Origin of the sequence: Falsiroseomonas sp. E2-1-a20 (assembly GCF_051433195.1) — a bacterium.
In the GTDB taxonomy this organism is placed as follows: Bacteria; Pseudomonadota; Alphaproteobacteria; order Acetobacterales; family Acetobacteraceae; genus Falsiroseomonas.
Genome location: NZ_JBHMFT010000162.1, coordinates 1 through 1050 on the forward strand (window position 1 = coordinate 1; position 1050 = coordinate 1050).

Sequence of the window (1050 nt, forward strand, 5' to 3'; positions counted from 1 at the left end):
CCGTCCGGATCTACAAGACCTAGGGCGTCGATGCGGTGCGGCTGATCTCCGAGAACCCCTACCGCCTGGCCCGCGACATCCGCGGCATCGGCTTCCTCACCGCCGACCGCGTCGCCGAGCGGCTCGGCATCGACAAGACGGCGATGATCCGGGTGCGCGCCGGCATCTCCTTCGCCCTGGCCGAGGCGATGGATGAGGGGCACTGCGGCCTGCCGGCGGACGAACTGGCAACGCTGACGGAGAAGCTCATCGAGGTGCCGCCGGCGCTCGAGCGGGAGAGCGGCGAGGTGGTGGCCGACCGGGTGGAGGGCCGCCGCTGCGTGTTCCTGGCCGGGCTCCACCGGGCCGAGCAGGCGATCGCCGAGCGCCTGCGCGTCCTGGCCGCTGGACGCCCGACCTGGCCCGAGATCGATGCCGCCAGGGCGGTGCCGTGGGTGGAGGGCAGGACCGGCCTGAGGCTCGCCGAGAGCCAGCTGGGGGCGGTGCGGCTGGCGCTGCGCTCCAAGGTGCTGGTGATCACCGGCGGCCCCGGCGTCGGCAAGACCACCCTGGTCAACTCCATCCTGAGGATCCTCACCGTCAGGGGCGTCGAGGTGGCGCTGTGCGCGCCGACCGGCCGCGCCGCCAAGCGCCTGTCGGAAAGCACCGGGCTCGAAGCGCGGACCATCCACCGGCTGCTGGAGACCGACCCCAAGACCGGCGGCTTCAAACGCGACGAGGCGCATCCGCTGGCGTGCGACCTGCTGGTGGTCGACGAAACCAGCATGGTGGACGTGCCGCTGATGCGGGCCCTGCTCAAGGCGCTGCCGGACCGGGCGGCGCTGCTGGTGGTCGGCGATGTCGACCAGCTGCCCAGCGTCGGGCCGGGCCAGGTGCTGGCCGATGTCATCGTCTCCAGCGCCGTGCCGGTGGTGCGGCTGACGGAGGTGTTCCGCCAGGCGGCCCAAAGCCGCGTCATCGTCAACGCGCACCGCATCAACCACGGGCAGATGCCGGAGCTGGAGGCGACGGAGGGCTCCGACTTCTTCTTCGTGGAGGCGGCGGAGCCGG

General features: G+C 72.4%; 1 pseudogene. It reads left to right on the forward strand.

The annotated features are described in order from the left end of the window. Positions 1–1050 (forward strand): annotated as a pseudogene (locus tag ACFHPP_RS31135) (AAA family ATPase); the annotation flags it as partial.